This is a genomic window from Corynebacterium pyruviciproducens ATCC BAA-1742, assembly GCF_000411375.1.
GTDB classification, from domain to species: Bacteria; Actinomycetota; Actinomycetes; order Mycobacteriales; family Mycobacteriaceae; genus Corynebacterium; species Corynebacterium pyruviciproducens.
Genome location: NZ_KE150446.1, coordinates 780,113 through 795,588, shown reverse-complemented (window position 1 = coordinate 795,588; position 15,476 = coordinate 780,113). Strand labels below are relative to the sequence as shown.

Below are 15,476 nucleotides of genomic sequence, written 5' to 3'. Positions count from 1 at the left end.
CCATGAAAATTGGTATCCTCGCTGTTCAAGGTGGAGTGGCAGAACATGAGCGAACACTGCGCCAGGTGGCAGAAAAGTACGAGGGAAAGCCGTGGGGAGATCTCGAGATTGTCCAGGTGCGGCGAGAAAGCCAGCTTGAGGGAATCAACGGGTTGATTCTTCCCGGTGGAGAATCCACCACCATGTCGAGGCTATTGACTCTGTCTGGCCTGGACAAGGTTCTCGCTGCCGCGTTGCAAGAGGGACTACCTGCTTACGGTACGTGCGCGGGAATGATCCTACTGGCTTCCAACGTGCTTGATACACGCCCGGATGCAATCTGGCTCCACGGCTTGGACATCACCGTTCGGCGTAATGCGTTCGGACGCCAGAGGGATTCCTTTGAAGCAGACCTTGCCTTCCACGGCATTGATGAGCCCGTGCACGCAACGTTTATCCGTGCCCCGATCGTCGAGGAGATTGGCTCCGGAGTGGAAGTTCTATGTCGCGAGCCGGAGGGCAGGATTGTCGCAGTACACCAAGGCAATGTTCTGGCGACATCGTTCCACCCCGAGGTCAGTGGCGTGACTGAGGTGCACGAACTCTTCCTCTCTATGTGCGAAGAAGCAGGCTTTACCTACAAGTAGTGGGGCGCGATGCCACCGGCTGCAGGAGGCACAATGCACCCCGACGCGTGGCAGCAGCACGGGTGGGGTGACGAAATGTGCAGCTGCCGTGTCGCTCCCGAATGCCAGCTCGGCTGATGGTCGCTACCATGGAACTCACGATGCGGGCTCGCCCCATCGTCCCGCTGTCGCTCGATCGCGGGATCAGCTGTGAGGATTTCAATCACGCTGGTGGGGCGATTCGTGTGCACTGGGAAGGCGCACAAAGCGTGCTACCCCGCGTACAGTAACCAATTCCTACCGCGTTGAACGGTAGGGTGTGCGCGGGTGTAGCACACGAACCCGTATAATGGCTACGTTCAGTGAAAGTTACGGAAAGGATCCTGGTCTATGTCGGGTCACTCAAAATGGGCAACCACGAAGCACAAGAAGGCCGCCAACGATGCCAAGCGAGGCAAAGAATTTGCCAAGCTCATCAAGAACATCGAGGTAGCTGCGCGCACCGGTGGCGGAGATCCCGCTGCAAACCCGACTCTGGACGATATGATCCGCAAGGCCAAGAAGGCCTCCGTGCCGAACGACAACATCGAGCGTGCCCGTAAGCGTGGCTCCGGCGAAGAGGCCGGCGGCGCGAACTGGGAAACCGTCATGTACGAGGGCTACGGCCCCAACGGCGTAGCAATGCTCATCGAGTGCCTGACGGATAACCGCAACCGTGCGGCTACCGAGGTGCGCACGCGTATGACCAAGAACGGTGGCAACATGGCTGACAGCGGTGCTGTGAGCTACATGTTCTCCCGCAAGGGCGTCAGCACCGTCAAGAAGGGTGAGCTCACTGAGGACGATGTCCTCCTCGCCGTTCTGGATGCCGGTGCCGAAGAGGTCAATGACCTCGGCGATATGTTCGAGGTCGTTTCGGATGCCGCCGATACCAAGCCGGTGAAGGAAGCGCTCCAGGCAGCCGACATCGAGGTTGAGGATACCGAGTCCGAGTTCCGTGCGTCGGTGGAAAACCCGGCTGACCTTGCCACCGCCAAGAAGATTCTTCGTCTCATCGATATCCTTGAAGAGTCTGATGACGTGCAAAACGTCTACACCAACATGAACATCCCGGACGATGTTGCAGCCCAGCTCGAGGACGAGGACTAAGCCTTGACGCTAGTGCTTTCCGGCGCTGCCTAAGCAACCGCAAAGACGTAGAGTTCTGGGAGCGCCCTAGAGCGTAGTGTGCGGGGCCCATCTTTGGTGGGCCCGACCACGCAATGTGCCGCCACCACGGTTTTCCGTGCTGGCGGTTTTCCTTTTGCCTGTTTTGTTCAAGGCAGTGCTCGTCAGGCAAGGCGTGATTTTACGGGGTGTCACTTTAACGTGCCTAGGGGTCGAACGCCGAAAGGGGGCGAAGGAGAGGGGCAGTCGAACTTGTGGAGGCGTGATTGCCGTGGGTAGTTCCGCCTCGCCCATGCGCGTAACGGGGTGTGCTAGTTTATTGGGGAACGAAGTTTCGAATACGAGAGAAAGTTGGGCGGGATGGAGTCTACTGTGGGGCTGCGAGTACTGGGCATTGATCCTGGTCTCACCCGTTGTGGCCTGTCGATCGTTCAAGCCGGTCGTGGCAGAACCGTCATCCCGGTTGCCGTGGGCGTCGCGCGCACTCCATACAAGGCGGCGATGGGGGATCGGCTCAAGGAACTTTATGAGGCGATCACGGAGTGGATCGCGGAGTACAAGCCGGACGTTGTCGCTATGGAGCGTTTGTTCGAACGCGGTGAGGTGTCCACCGTCTTGCACACCGCGCACGCCGTGGGGGTGCTCATCCTCGCCGCCTCCCAAGCCGGGCTGGACGTGCACGAATACACCCCGTCACAGGTGAAAAAGGCCATCACAGGAAACGGCAAGGCAGACAAGAAGCAAATGACTGCCATGGTGACACGCATTCTCGGCCTTGAAAACCCGCCGAAACCTGCAGATGCCGCAGACGCGCTCGCCATTGCCATCACCCATTGCTGGCGCGCACCGCAGATCCAACGTGAGGAGCAGGCGAAGCAGCAGCTGCGGAGGATGGGTATCGATCCTGATCGAGCGGTAGGTCCCAAGGGGATGAATACGAACTACCACCCGCGCGTTGTCCCGACACCCCAGGTAACAGGAGAAACGCTGCGCTCTCTCGGTGGCGATAGCGCACACACGTGCAACGCACCGAAGCGCTAGCTTCGTCCGTGGCCAAACCACGGGTGTCCACACCAATTCCATCCCGCGTTTCAGTTATATGACGCCAAGCTGCAATAAGCTGGAGCTCGCGTGGTGGAACCAGCAAGCGGGAAGCCGTTTAAGAATGTACAAAAAGGAGAAAATAGCAGATGATCGCCTCGTTACACGGTGAAGTCATTTCCAAGACGCTGACAAGCGGTGTTATCGAATGCGGCGGAGTCGGATATGAGTTCCTCGCAACGGCGACGACCCTCGCAGAACTTCCGTTGGGAGAGCGTGGTTTGGTTCTCACGTCGATGGTCATCGGTGAGAAGTCTGTCACGCTCTATGGCTTCGCCCATGACTCCGAGAGGACGATGTTCTCCCAACTGCAAAGCGTCCAAGGGCTCGGGCCCAAACTTGCCCTTGCCTGTCTCAACACCTACTCGCCATCAGAGATCGCAGTGGCTGTGGCCAATGAAGATAAAAAGACGTTGCAGAAGATACCTGGTGTGGGTGCCCGGATGGCTGCCAAAATGACGGCAGTGCTCGACGGCAAACTAACCGAGTACATCGATGCCACGCAAGCCCAGCCTTGCCAGTCGGCACCGGCGGTCAGCGGCTCAGCCACCGTCATCGCTGCACTTGTACAACTCGGATTTGCAGAAGACGCCGCCGAGCAAGCAGCCGGGGTGGCAGAAGAGCGTGATCCTAGCGCAGATACCGGGGCTAAGCTCCGCCAAGCCCTCCAGTACTTGGGAAAGCGGTAGCCGTAACCGAGGCCATCGTTTCCCGGCTGGTTGTACAAAGTGGCTTCGTCGAAAGAGAGTCTGACGGATTGGTGGTCAGCGAGCGATGCTGTACACGATGGGCTCACGCCCGATAGCCAGCGCACGATGGTTGGCCTTGGACGTGCTCACCATGCACCAGTTTCGCTGTATTGTCGTATAAGGAAGGGGGCTAATAGTGGCCAATGTAGAAAAGACCGAGTTTGTTGTTCCGGATGACTCACGTGCGCACGCAGGTGACGGTGGCATCGGGCGCGATCCGGAAGTCGCAGCAGTCAGCCCGGAGCGGCAAGCGACTGATCACGATGTGGAGATTAGCCTCCGGCCGAAGTCCATCGATGAGTTCATCGGCCAGGATAAGGTGCGAAAACAGCTTCGCCTCGTGCTGGAGGGTGCGAAGAAGCGGGGCTCCGCCCCGGACCACGTCCTTCTATCCGGCCCACCAGGGTTGGGTAAGACAACCATGGCGATGATCATTGCTCAGGAGCTCGGAACATCGCTGCGAATGACCTCTGGTCCCGCGCTCGAGCGTGCGGGCGACCTCGCCGCCATGCTCTCCAACCTCATGGAGGGCGATGTCTTGTTCATCGACGAGATCCACCGCATTGCCAGGCCAGCAGAGGAAATGCTGTACATGGCAATGGAGGATTTCCGCATCGATGTCATCGTGGGCAAGGGGCCTGGGGCCACGTCTATTCCTCTGGAACTGGCTCCGTTCACGCTGGTAGGTGCAACCACTCGTTCCGGCATGCTCACGGGTCCGCTGCGGGACCGCTTCGGGTTTACGGCCCACATGGAGTTTTACTCGCCTCGAGATCTCACAGCCGTGGTGCTGCGGGCAGCCAAAATCTTGGGCGTGAACATCGATGATGATGCCGCAGCCGAGATCGCAGGACGGTCCCGCGGAACACCGCGTATTGCGAACCGTTTGCTGCGACGCGTCCGCGATTACGCCGAGGTCCACTCGGACGGTCACATCGATGTGGAATCCGCCAGAGCCGCGCTTCTCGTCTTTGATGTTGATGAGATGGGACTCGATCGCCTGGACCGCGCTGTTCTCGACGCGCTCATTCGCGGTCACGGCGGGGGACCAGTGGGTGTTTCGACGCTGGCCGTCGCCGTCGGTGAAGAACCCTCGACAGTAGAGGAGGTGTGCGAGCCATACCTCGTGCGCGCAGGCCTCATCTCTCGCACGGGCCGGGGGCGTGTGGCCACGGCCGCGGCCTGGCAGCACCTGGGATTGACACCCCCGGACGGCACCGTCGGACTCTTCTAACCAGAGAATGCTTTGGTGAGCTGCTTCGCTTCGCGGCCGGCGGTGCGCGCCGCCGCGCCGTGGGGTCTCGGCGAGGCGTGAACCTGTAGGTAACCGGTGCCGCCCGTTTTGCCGCTGTAGTGGCCTCGCGGCAGTGCGCAACCCCTGAACTTTCACAAGAATGAACTATCTGGAACAATTCACCGTATGGATCTACTTATTCTTCTTGTTATTCTTGCCATTTTCGCAGCCCCCATGTTCCTCATGCAGCGCAAGCAAAAGAGGCAGATGGATGAGCTGCGGACGATGCAAGGCCAGCTGAAGCCGGGCGATCACGTCGTCACCACCGCTGGTCTGCACGCATTTGTCAACTTCGTGGATGACACGGAGGTGGATTTGGAACTTGCCCCCGGCGTAATCACGCGATGGGAGAAGATTGCGATTGTGAAGAAGATCGATGAGCCCACCACTACCGGGGCAGCTAACACAGACGTGGACAATGTCGAAGGCGAAGCGCCATCCACCGATGCCACCGATAACTCCTTCGGTGACCAGGGTGGGCGTAGCGCCGGTGAGGACACGGACCGGTAGGTAGAGCAGGGCTGGGCCGCCAACGAGCGTCACAGCCCGGTACCGGACAACCGGCGGCGGACATCCGGACGCAATTTGCTGCCTGTGGATCAGCTGCCACCGGGGATTCCGAGCGACGTTCCTGGAATTATTGTTGCCTTCTCGCCGTACGAGCGCCCCGCTTTTTGAGCGGGGCGTGCGTGCACTTGAAAGAAGCATGTCGTAACATATACGCGTTGTGCACCTTTCAACTTTGTGGAAGGCAGACAAATTTATTGCTGAAGTGACGCTCACGGGCGTCAGAAAAATAGTTGATGGGCCAAGGGTCTTCCCCCAGGGGAGTCCAGCACACGCGCCATGTGCGCAGGTGACTTGGCCTGTCGTGGAGGAAATACTGTGGCGTCACAATCTGAACGCGAGGCCGAACACAAGGTTCGGCACACCACGGACTTCGTTGGCCGTTACCCGTGGGGTGCCCTCGCTATCTTTGGCATCATCTTGGTTCTGGTGTACTCGCTTCTGTTCTTTACACCTGGATCCAATACCCCAAAGCTAGGCATCGACCTGCAAGGCGGTACTCGCGTGACACTCGTTCCCCAAGGTGGGGAACCCACTCCGCAGCAGCTCGACCAGGCCCGGACGATCCTGGAAAACCGTGTTAACGGCATGGGCGTGTCCGGTGCTGAGGTGGTTACAGACGGCAACACGCTTGTCATCACCGTTCCCGGTGAGGACACTGCACAGGCCCGCACGCTGGGACAGACCTCCCAGCTGGTGTTCCGCACCGTTGCGCAGCCGACACCCCCGCAGATTGACCAGATCATGCCCACCATTGAGGACATGGCCAATCGCTGGGTGAAATACGGACTCGTCACGCCCGAGAAGGCGAACGAGGTACTCAAGCAGTACCACGATCTTATGAACCAGCAGGCTCAGCAGGCCGGGGGAGAGGCAGCCACTGGCGAGGCCCCCACGGTGACCGAGCAGCCGCTTCCTGAGCCGAAGAACTCCATCGAGGAGCAGAAGCGCCGCGATGAGGTATTCCATGTCATGCTCAAGGATCGCCAGGCCACCGATGGCGCAACCCAGATGGCGGCTGCCGCACTCATGCAGTGCACCGAGGACAGCACCCACGATCCCATCGCCGGTGGCGATGATTTGTCCAAGCCTCTCGTGGCTTGCTACCCGGAGATGGGCCAGGCTCTTCTCCTCGGTCCCTCGCCACTTCTTGAGGGCCAGCCCGAGGACGGCCGCCGTTTGACTGGTAACGAGATCGACACGAACCGTCCGATCACAGGTGGCATCAACCCGCAAACCGCCCAAAACGAAGTGGTCTTCACTTTCAAGAACGACAACGGTGAGACCGGCTCCGCAACGTGGGCAAAGCTGACGCAGGAGTACCTGAACAAGCAGGTTGCCGTCACACTGGACTCCCAGATCATTTCCGCACCGCAGGTGCAGTCCGCCACGCCGGTGGGCTCCTCCACCATGATTACCGGTATGAAGAACGAGGAAGAGGCCAAGGCCCTGGCCAACAACCTCCAGTACGGTGCTTTGCCCTTGAGCTTCGTCGGTGAAAACGGCGAGCGCGGTGGCACGACGACGGTGATCCCGCCGACGCTCGGTGCGGCCTCGCTGCGCGCCGGTCTCATCGCCGGCCTCATCGGCCTGTTGGCTGTCGCCATCTTCTCTCTCGCCAACTACCGCCTCTACGGTGTCCTCGCAATGTTCACGCTCGTTGCCTCCGGCACCCTCGTGTACGGCTCACTTGTGCTCCTCGGTCGCTGGATCGGTTACTCGCTGGACCTTGCCGGTGTGGCCGGCCTCATTATCGGTATCGGCACCACCGCAGACTCGTTTGTCGTGTTGTACGAACGCATCAAGGACGAGATCCGAGAGGGCCGAACGTTCAGATCCGCGGTGCCGCGAGGTTGGGACCGCGCCCGGAAGACGATTATTTCCGGTAACTTCGTCTCTGTTATTGCTGCGGTTGTTCTTTACATCCTGGCCGTGGGCGATGTCAAGGGCTTCGCCTTTACCCTCGGTTTGACCACCGTGTTCGACCTGGCAGTTACCTTCTTCGTCACAGCACCTCTGGTTATTCTCGCCTCCAAGCGGAAGTTCTTTGCCAAGGCGAGCGTCAACGGCCTGGGCAAGGTGTACGAGCTCGTCGAGCAGCGTCGTGCTGCGGGCGAGGTTCTCGAGGCCGACAAGGGCTGGTACAACCAGCGCTACCTTGCACAAAGCGCAGACGATGCGGCCTCCTCCGACTCCGTAGGCGAAGAAGAAGAGGATAAGGAGCCTGGCTCCTCGTCAATCATGGTGGATGATGACCGGCCTTCCGCACTTATCTCGCTGGAAGAATCCATCGCTAACGAGCCTAAAGTTCCAGAACACCTACGAGCGAAACCCACTGAGGAAGACACCCCACATGGCCCCGCTAATCCTGGGCAGGAGGAGAAGTAACAATGACTACTCAAGTACGGGTCGATAAGAAAGAACTAGACCCTTCGCAGCACTCCTTCTTCACCCGCCTGTACACAGGTGAGGGCGGAATCGACTTCGTCGGCCGACGTAAGCTGTGGTACATCATCACGCTCGTCGTCCTCGCTGTGTGCGTGCTCGGAATCGTGTTCCGTGGCTTCACGCTCGGCATCGACTTCGAAGGCGGCACCAAGATGACAATGCCCGCCGCCAACCTTGACACCACAGCTGTGGGGCAGACCTTCGAGCAGGTCACGGGTGTCACCCCGGAGGATGTGCAGATCGTCGGTGCCCAGGATTCGCGTATTCTCGAGATCGCCTCGGAGCGCCTGTCCGACGACCAAATCATGGCGGCTCGCGAGGCTCTGTACACCGAGTACCAGCCGCAGGATGCTTCCGGTGAGGTAACGCCGGATGCCGTGGGCGATTCCACTGTGTCTGAGTCCTGGGGTTCCACCATTACGAACCGCATGGTCATCGCTTTCGCCGCGTTCCTGCTCCTTATCTTCGTGTACATCGCAATCCGCTTCGAGCGTGACATGTCCATCGCCGCTATCGCCGCCCTCGGCGTAGACGGCGTGTTCATCGCCGGCTGCTACGCCCTGTTCGGCATGGAGGTCACCCCGGCCGTGGTCATCGGCCTTCTCACCGTGTTGTCCTTCTCCCTGTATGACACCGTGGTGGTGTTTGACAAGGTGGAAGAAAACACCGAGGGGTTCGAGCACTCCACGAGGAGAACGTACGGCGAGCTGGCCAACCTGGCTGTGAACCAAACGGTGATGCGCTCGATCTCTACAACGGTGATTTCCGCGCTGCCGATTATCGCGCTCATGGTTGTGGCCGTGTGGATGATGGGCGTAGGCACCCTCAAAGACCTCGCCGTGGTGCAGCTCATCGGCGTTATTGAAGGCACCTTCTCCTCCGTGTTCCTCGCTACTCCGTTGCTGGTGAGCATGAAGAACAGGCAGAAGAAGTACAAGCGCCACAACATCGAGGTTGCCGCCGTGCGCCACACCGATGTGGACGGTGCAACGCTTCAAGAGGCTGTCGAGGCAGGTCTCATTAACGAGGACGGCACCCCGTCCATCAACGCCACTCACCACGAGGTAGAGGGTGTCAACGAGCTGCGCCCGACCGGCGTGGCCCAAGATGAGGCGGAGCGCTTTAATACTGACGATGGCGATACTCCGCTGGGTGCGAGCTGGCGCCCGAGCCGTCGGTACTAACGGCCCGTAGCCGCCACGCATTCGACCCCACCCCGGATTAACCGGTGTGGGGTCCTTTGTCTCCGCATCCAGGCGTACCGACCCAGGGGTGTCCCACCAGACACTCCGAGACAAGGCAGACCGAATGCCGCCATGCAGTCGCTCGAAAGCGCCGGCGAGGCTCGGGCATACATGGCACCGGACGGGCCCGATGTGCGGATCCCCGCAGGCCGTTTAGCAGCAGCGTGGTTAACAACCTAGAATGAAGAAGTACGCGAACGTCGCTTAAGGCACCATTGTGCAGGCACTGTAGGCGGAGCATAGGGTCGCAAGACAGCTCGGCTACCGGAGGAGGAACTGAAGTGAAGATGCGTCGGATACTCAAAGCCGTGACAGCGGTGGTGTGTTCTGCGATGCTTCTCGGGTCATGCTCTTCGGATGGGGGACAGCGAAGCGATCAGGCTTTGTTCTCCTATTTCGTCCCGGAGCAGATTGCCACCAGCAACTCCGCCAGCTACCTCGGATTCCTCACTGATTCTTCGCTTATCAGCCCGCGCCTGTACCCCGGAGTTTTTGTGCACGGCCCCGCCGGGCAGATGATCCCCAATCGCGATGTTGCCACGGCACAGCTTCTGCCGGGGGCAAAACGTCAGGTTGTCTACACCATCGCGGATAACGCAACATTTTCGGATGGGGCACCTTTGACGTGCACCGACTTCACCCTCGCCGTGCAGGCGGGGAAATTCCCCGAGGTGTTTAACTCTCATGTGCCGCTCGTGCAGCAGATTGAGGAAGTCAAGTGCAACCCGGGTGCCAAAGAGTTCACTGTTGTGTTCCATGAGGGGCAGGGCTACAGGTGGCGTCACCTGTTCCGCTCTGGCACGGTGATGCCCGCCCACGTGGTGGCCTCCAAGTTGGGGATTACAGAGCAAGATCTTTTTGGTCGCATCCAAAGCGGCGATGTCGAGCAGATGCGGCAAATCGGTGAGACCTGGTCGGAGGCGTTCCGGCTGGATCGTTTCGATCCTGCGGCGCAGGTCAGCTTCGGCCCGTACAAGGTGGAGCGCATCACCGAGGGTGGTGGCCTGGTGCTTGTCGCCAACGAGCTGTACAACGGCGATGCCCCGGCGATTTCCCCGCTGGTCATTCGCCCGCAGAGTTCGACGGCAGGCAGCTTCCACGAGGACGGTGGTGCCGTGGGCATCGCTGATGTTCCGGCCGTCAGCGATGCGGCGTGGACGGAAAAGAAGTCCACGTACCGGGTCGAAACAACTAGCGGCAAGTTAGTGGACGAACTCATCTTGCAAAAGTCCGGGCAACTGGCGGCTCCGGAAGACCGGCAGGCGCTCGCCGCGTGTATTGACCAGGCACAGGTGGCACAGGAGTCCGCCACGGTCTCGGGCGTGACGGTGAGCCCACTGGGCACGCGGCTTTCTCCGGCGGATACCCCTACGGCCATCGCCACGCAGGATATCGGCGCGGCACACCTCGGCGTCGATATTCCTGCGGCAGAACGGCTGCGGGGAAAGACGATCCGCGTGGCGTACGTCGGGCCTAACCCCAGGTTTGCCGCCATGATCCAGGCGATGCAGAAATCCTGCGAGCCAGCTGGTATCACAATCGAGGATGTGTCGGCCGACTTCGATCCGGCCACCGCCACGATCGAGCCCCCGATCATTGGTGATGCCAGTGCTGCCTTCCCAGAAAACGCAGGCCTTGTGGCTCCGGATTCGCAACCCCAGCCGCAGGCGACCACGTATGCGGCCAGCAACTATGCCACCGCGTCCGCATCCGTTGTCCCACCCCAGGCAGATGCCTTGCTTATAGCCGTGGAACCTGGGTTTGAGTACGGTAATGTGGCAGCCTCGACGGAGGAGCAGGAGGAGCTACGACACGCGGAGGAGATGCTGTGGCAAGAAGTACCGACCATTCCGCTGGCGTCGCAGCCGCGGGTGTTTATCATTGACAATGCAGTTGAGAACGTGGCGATCGGAACGACTCGTTCCGGGATCGGCTGGAATATGGACCGCTGGTCTAAAGGAGCGAAATAAATCATGACTTTTACTACCGCACGCGAGGCTTTGGACGCACTGACACGGCATGTTCCGGGTTTCCCGGCTGAGGGCGTTGTGTTCGAGGACCTTACCCCCGTGTTCGCCGACGCGGACGCTTTCCGTCTCGTCATCGATGAGCTGGCACAGTTCTGCAAGCAGCTCGATGGGGAGGTCGTCGCGGGTCTTGATGCGCGCGGATTCCTCGTCGGCTCCGCCGTTGCGTACAGCCTTGGGCAGGGTTGCCTCGCGGTGCGCAAGAAGGGGAAACTGCCTCCGCCTGTCATCACGGAGGAGTACACGCTCGAGTATGGCACCGCTGCGCTGGAGATTCCCGCGGAGGGCATCGACATCAAGGGCAAGAGGGTTGTGCTTATCGACGATGTCCTCGCTACCGGTGGAACGCTGACGGCGGCAACGGACCTCATTCGCCGGGGCGGTGGGGAAGTCGTCGGTTATGTGGTGATCCTGGAGGTCGATGGCCTCGGTGGTCGCGAAAAGCTGGGTGATGCTCCGCTGCTGGTACTTTCCCATGATGGCGAGTAGATTTTAATAAATGGCGGGTGATACGAATAAACAGCGGCCGCGCCGGAGCATGTCGGCCCGGCTGGCTAAGAGCCTTACTGGAGGGTGGTCGCGTGTCGACCCCGCAATTGAGCCGCTGTTGTCCATTCACCGCAAGTTTTACCCCAAGGCGGATGCCGAGACCATCGAGCGCGCCTACCACACCGCGGAGCGCCTCCACGAGGGGGTACTGCGCAAGTCGGGGGATCCGTACATCACCCATCCGCTAGCGGTTGCGACCATTTCGGCGGAGATGGGTATGGACACCACCACGGTTGTCGCGTCCCTGTTGCACGATACCGTCGAGGACACGGATTACACCCTTGCAGATCTCACCCGAGATTTTGGGGAAGAGGTTGCCAAGCTTGTCGACGGTGTAACCAAGATCGATAAGGTCGCCCTCGGTGCCGCAGCTGAGGCTGAGACGATCCGGAAAATGGTCGTGGCGATGGCCGAGGACCCACGCGTCCTGGTGATTAAAGTGTCTGACCGTCTTCACAACATGCGTACAATGCGGTTCTTGCCGCCGGAGAAGCAGGCCAAGAAGGCCCGGCAGACGCTCGAAGTCATCGCGCCACTTGCACACCGCCTCGGTTTGGCGAGCGTCAAGTGGGAGTTGGAGGATCTCTCCTTCGCCATCTTGTACCCCAAGAAGTACGACGAGATCGTGCGTCTCGTTGCCGAGCGTGCTCCCGCCCGCGACCGGCAGCTCAAGGAAATCATTGCGGCCGTCAAAAAGGAGCTCAAGGCCAACCACATCATCGCCGAGGTGGTCGGTCGCCCGAAGCACTACTGGTCAATCTATAAAAAGATGACCGACCGCGGGCACGATTTCAACGAGTTGTTCGACCTCGTTGGCATCCGTATCCTCGTTGATACCAAGGCGTTGTGTTACGAGGCCATCGGCGTCATGCACTCGCTATACCCGGCTCTGCCAGGCCGCTTCAAGGATTACATCTCCAACCCGCGCTACGGGGTGTACGAGTCACTCCACACCACGCTTCTCGGCCCCAACGGCAAGCCACTGGAGGTGCAGGTTCGTACTCATGAGATGCACTACCAGGCGGAGTACGGCGTGGCGGCCCACTGGCGCTACAAGGAGACCAAGGGCAAGCACACCGGCGGCCAAGCTGAGGTCGACCAGATGGCGTGGATGCGTCAGCTGCTCGACTGGCAGAAAGAGGCGAGTGACCCCAACGAGTTCCTAGACACGCTGCGGCGCGACTTGAGCTCGAAGCAAATCTTCGTGTTCACGCCAAAGTCGGATGTTATCAACCTGCCGGCGGGTTCCACACCGGTGGACTTTGCTTACCAGGTGCACACCGAGGTGGGGCACCGAACGATCGGCGCGAAGGTCAATGGCCGGTTGGTTGCCCTGGAGACCACGCTCAACAACGGCGACCGTGTAGAGGTGTTCACCTCCAAGGATCCGGATGCCGGACCGTCGAAGGACTGGGAGTCTTTTGTCGCCTCTCCGCGCGCAAAGGCGAAGATTCGCCAGTGGTTTGCCCGTGAGCGGCGCCAGGAGGCCCAGGAGACTGGCAAGAGTGAGCTCACCACTGCGATGCAACGCTCCGGGTTCCCGCTCTCCAAGGTGTTCACGGAGAAGACCGTCAAGGTTGTGGCCGATGAACTGCACTACCAAGATTCTCAGGCAATGTTCGCAGCCATTGGTTCGGGCACAGAGACTGTGGAGCACGTGTCCAAGCGCCTTATCGCCCTGTTCGGTGATGAGGAGATCCCCGACCCGGAAAAGGACGCTGAGGCGCTTGCAGAGGAGCTTATCGCTGCGGCTCCACGGATCCAGCCGAATAAGAAGGGGCACAAGGGCAACGAAGCGGGGATCCTCGTCGAGGGTGACCCTGATATCGCGGCGAAGCTTGCCCGGTGCTGTATGCCGGTTCCAGGCGATGCCATCTTTGGCTTCATCACTCGTGGGAGCGGGGTGTCAGTTCACCGCGTGGATTGCACGAACGCGGAGCAGCTGCACAAGGAGCCATCGAGACTGATCAACGTGTCGTGGGCCCGCGAAAGCCAGGGTATCTTCTCCGCCACGCTTCAGGTGGAGGCCTTGGATCGAGACAACCTTCTCTTCGATCTCATGAAGGTGGTCAGTGAGCAGAAGGTGTCTCTGCTTGCTACCTCGTCACACTCCAGCGACGATAACGTGGCGTTCTGCCGGTTCTCTTTCCAGGTATCGGACACAAAGCAGCTGGGTGCCCTCACATCGCAGCTCCGCAACGTTGAGGGCGTCTACGACGTCTACCGGCTCACCTCCGGGGGATAAAGCCGAATAAGCCACGCGATCCGCAGTCAGCGGATAGAGCATCCCGCCCGAGAACTGTCTCTGTGCCCATGCGTATGCACTCTCGCCATGAGTTAGGCGCTACTTCCTGATGAATTCGCCGTGTGGCAAATCCGCCGCTAAAGGCCGCACCAAAAAAACTAAAAGGCACCCACAAAGCGGGTGCCTGCAAACGTATCTAGTTACTGGAGAAGATTACTTAATGAACTTCTGAGCGGTGGTGTAGATCGCGAACAGCGCGCCGATAGCTGCGGAGATAGCGGCGATGTAGGCGGAGATGTCCTTGATTACATCAATAGCTTTCTTGCGGTTGCAGTTCGTTGTTCCTGCGTTCCACATGAAGTCGGCCTTCTGAGTGACGGTGTCACAAACGATGTTGTTGTCTTTGTCCTTCACAGTGGTGTCGACACGGTGGTTGTCCTTATCCTTCTTGATGAAGTAGTAGAAGGTTTCCTGCGAGGAACCTTCGCCATCGGTGTAGACGCGCTCGAAAGTCATGTCCTTGACATCTGTGATGTTTTCGGGGCGCTCATCGGCGATGGCAGGAGATACAGATGCAAAAGCTACAGTGGCAGCGGTGGCTACGGCGAGAATGGATTTACGCATACCGTGATGATAAACGGAAAGCAGGCCATTTTCAAGGTTTACACACTGAATTGGAAAAATAACAGTGGAAATTTGGGAAATTTAATCATTTCGTAACCACTTGTGAAGCTACGTAACAGCATGCCACGGAACGGCAGAATGAAAAAAGGACACACCGTGAGGTGTGTCCTTAGAATTAGTTGCTTGAATACTTTGGAAAGCTACTTCACAAAGTTGGTTGCAGTGTTCATGATGCCGAGGACTGCCGAGATAGCCCCAGAGATGGTCGTGATGTAGGCGGTGATGTCCTTGATCACCTGGAGCGGGGTCTTGTACTCGCAACGCCCGTTGTGGGAGGTGAACATGAAGTCGTTGACAGCGGGGTTCTGGCTGTCGCACACGAGCTTGTCACTCGGATCAACAACGGTGGTGGCATCGAGGTTCCATGGCTTCTCCTCGTTCCAGCCGAACGTGTATTGGAAGGGCTCATCGGAAGAACCGAGGGTCACCGGGCGGGGGGTTTCCTCCCAATTGGTCGCAGAAGCGGGAACGGCGAGCCCAGTGGCGAGAACCGAGGCGGTGGCAACGGCCAGAAGTGTCTTACGCATAGTTAAATCCTTACCTGGAAACAAAGAGGTATGTTCTTGAATTTTGTGGCTTGGTTGAAAGCCAGGCCAGATTTGCTGGGGGATTCCCGGAAAATCGTCTTGGGGAAAGTATAGTGGATAAACCTGCGATGGAACAGTGCCACAATGAATGGGATAGTCAACCTGGTCAAAAGACGTGGGAAAATATGGTCGCTGCGCCCGGAAGTACCGGTAAATGTGTGAGAGAATCTGCCGGTTCAACGAGTGTTGGCAAGTACGGTGTTTGGCGA

The 15,476-nt window shown here is 59.2% G+C and carries 13 protein-coding genes; 11 read left to right on the top strand and 2 right to left on the bottom strand.

Annotated features, from left to right (window positions below):
• The first annotated feature begins 2 nt into the window (after positions 1-2).
• The 11 genes from pdxT to HMPREF1219_RS03375 all read left to right on the top strand — a co-directional run bounded on the left by pdxT (position 3) and on the right by HMPREF1219_RS03375 (position 13,996).
• A complete protein-coding gene (gene pdxT / locus HMPREF1219_RS03425; protein WP_016457626.1) occupies positions 3-626 on the top strand; it encodes a pyridoxal 5'-phosphate synthase glutaminase subunit PdxT in 624 nt (207 codons plus the stop codon).
• A 369-nt stretch (positions 627-995) separates the two neighbouring features.
• The gene (locus HMPREF1219_RS03420) at positions 996-1,754 is read left to right on the top strand and encodes a YebC/PmpR family DNA-binding transcriptional regulator (RefSeq protein WP_016457625.1); all 759 of its coding nucleotides are present in this window, start codon (positions 996-998) and stop codon (positions 1,752-1,754) included.
• A 378-nt stretch (positions 1,755-2,132) separates the two neighbouring features.
• Complete coding sequence (gene ruvC / locus HMPREF1219_RS03415; RefSeq protein ID WP_016457624.1) at positions 2,133-2,813, top strand: crossover junction endodeoxyribonuclease RuvC; 681 nt, start codon at positions 2,133-2,135, stop codon at positions 2,811-2,813.
• Between the two features lie 149 nt (positions 2,814-2,962).
• The gene (gene ruvA / locus HMPREF1219_RS03410) at positions 2,963-3,562 is read left to right on the top strand and encodes a Holliday junction branch migration protein RuvA (RefSeq protein WP_016457623.1); all 600 of its coding nucleotides are present in this window, start codon (positions 2,963-2,965) and stop codon (positions 3,560-3,562) included.
• A 196-nt stretch (positions 3,563-3,758) separates the two neighbouring features.
• A complete protein-coding gene (ruvB, locus tag HMPREF1219_RS03405; RefSeq protein WP_016457622.1) occupies positions 3,759-4,856 on the top strand; it encodes a Holliday junction branch migration DNA helicase RuvB in 1,098 nt (365 codons plus the stop codon).
• Between the two features lie 186 nt (positions 4,857-5,042).
• Complete coding sequence (yajC, locus tag HMPREF1219_RS03400) at positions 5,043-5,426, top strand: preprotein translocase subunit YajC (RefSeq protein WP_016457621.1); 384 nt, start codon at positions 5,043-5,045, stop codon at positions 5,424-5,426.
• Positions 5,427-5,762: 336 nt separating this feature from the next.
• Positions 5,763-7,871 carry a protein translocase subunit SecD gene (gene secD, locus HMPREF1219_RS03395; protein WP_425387084.1) on the top strand — a complete coding sequence of 703 codons (2,109 nt, stop codon included), beginning with the start codon at positions 5,763-5,765 and terminating at the stop codon, positions 7,869-7,871.
• Between the two features lie 2 nt (positions 7,872-7,873).
• On the top strand, positions 7,874-9,115 hold the full coding sequence (gene secF / locus HMPREF1219_RS03390; protein WP_016457619.1) for a protein translocase subunit SecF: 1,242 nt from the start codon (positions 7,874-7,876) through the stop codon (positions 9,113-9,115).
• Positions 9,116-9,558: 443 nt separating this feature from the next.
• Positions 9,559-11,145, top strand: a complete 1,587-nt coding sequence (locus HMPREF1219_RS03385; RefSeq protein ID WP_245554386.1) for an ABC transporter substrate-binding protein — start codon at positions 9,559-9,561, stop codon at positions 11,143-11,145.
• A gap of 3 nt (positions 11,146-11,148) precedes the next feature.
• Entirely contained in the window at positions 11,149-11,691 is a 543-nt protein-coding gene (locus HMPREF1219_RS03380; RefSeq protein ID WP_016457617.1) for an adenine phosphoribosyltransferase, read from the top strand.
• Between the two features lie 10 nt (positions 11,692-11,701).
• Entirely contained in the window at positions 11,702-13,996 is a 2,295-nt protein-coding gene (locus HMPREF1219_RS03375) for a RelA/SpoT family protein (protein WP_016457616.1), read from the top strand.
• 213 nt (positions 13,997-14,209) lie between these two features.
• On the opposite strand, the gene HMPREF1219_RS03370 is transcribed toward HMPREF1219_RS03375, so the two are convergent.
• Both HMPREF1219_RS03370 and HMPREF1219_RS03365 read right to left on the bottom strand, forming a co-directional pair.
• The gene (locus HMPREF1219_RS03370) at positions 14,210-14,620 is read right to left on the bottom strand and encodes a hypothetical protein (RefSeq protein ID WP_016457615.1); all 411 of its coding nucleotides are present in this window, start codon (positions 14,618-14,620) and stop codon (positions 14,210-14,212) included.
• Positions 14,621-14,820: 200 nt separating this feature from the next.
• Entirely contained in the window at positions 14,821-15,207 is a 387-nt protein-coding gene (locus HMPREF1219_RS03365) for a hypothetical protein (protein WP_016457614.1), read from the bottom strand.
• Between the last annotated feature and the right edge of the window lie 269 nt (positions 15,208-15,476).

Excerpts from the sequence above, each read along its gene's own strand:
- pdxT (WP_016457626.1), top strand. The coding sequence starts at position 3 with ATGAAAATTGGTATCCTCGCTGTTCAAGGTGGAGTGGCAGAACATGAG.
- HMPREF1219_RS03420 (WP_016457625.1), top strand. The coding sequence starts at position 996 with ATGTCGGGTCACTCAAAATGGGCAACCACGAAGCACAAGAAGGCCGCC.
- ruvC (WP_016457624.1), top strand. The coding sequence starts at position 2,133 with ATGGAGTCTACTGTGGGGCTGCGAGTACTGGGCATTGATCCTGGTCTC.
- ruvA (WP_016457623.1), top strand. The coding sequence starts at position 2,963 with ATGATCGCCTCGTTACACGGTGAAGTCATTTCCAAGACGCTGACAAGC.
- yajC (WP_016457621.1), top strand. The coding sequence starts at position 5,043 with ATGGATCTACTTATTCTTCTTGTTATTCTTGCCATTTTCGCAGCCCCC.
- secD (WP_425387084.1), top strand. The coding sequence starts at position 5,763 with ATGTGCGCAGGTGACTTGGCCTGTCGTGGAGGAAATACTGTGGCGTCA.
- secF (WP_016457619.1), top strand. The coding sequence starts at position 7,874 with ATGACTACTCAAGTACGGGTCGATAAGAAAGAACTAGACCCTTCGCAG.
- HMPREF1219_RS03380 (WP_016457617.1), top strand. The coding sequence starts at position 11,149 with ATGACTTTTACTACCGCACGCGAGGCTTTGGACGCACTGACACGGCAT.
- HMPREF1219_RS03375 (WP_016457616.1), top strand. The coding sequence starts at position 11,702 with ATGGCGGGTGATACGAATAAACAGCGGCCGCGCCGGAGCATGTCGGCC.
- HMPREF1219_RS03370 (WP_016457615.1), bottom strand. The coding sequence starts at position 14,620 with ATGCGTAAATCCATTCTCGCCGTAGCCACCGCTGCCACTGTAGCTTTT.
- HMPREF1219_RS03365 (WP_016457614.1), bottom strand. The coding sequence starts at position 15,207 with ATGCGTAAGACACTTCTGGCCGTTGCCACCGCCTCGGTTCTCGCCACT.